Below are 229 nucleotides of genomic sequence, written 5' to 3' on the forward strand. Positions count from 1 at the left end.
GCCAGCGGCGGGGGTCCTTGGAGAAGGTCTCCGGGCTGCGCAGGACGTGCGGGGCGGCGTCGTAGGAGGTGACGTGGGTGGCTCTGTCGCCGGGTGCGAGCTCGACGGGTGCGGTCGGACCCGCCGTGCGCAGCCGCCGGTAGACGGCGGCGGGGGCGGCCGCGAACCCGGGCCCGTACAGGGGCTCGTGCGCCGGGCAGGCGGGCGGGGGCCCCGACGGTGGTGGCAC

1 pseudogene is annotated in these 229 nt (G+C 79.0%); it reads right to left on the reverse strand.

Going from position 1 to position 229, the window contains the following annotated elements:
- Positions 1-229, reverse strand: a pseudogene (locus KVT44_RS57580) (cytochrome P450); the annotation flags it as partial.

The sequence above is a fragment of the Streptomyces sp. GbtcB7 genome (genome assembly GCF_019091445.1).
Lineage (GTDB): Bacteria > Actinomycetota > Actinomycetes > Streptomycetales > Streptomycetaceae > Streptomyces > Streptomyces mirabilis.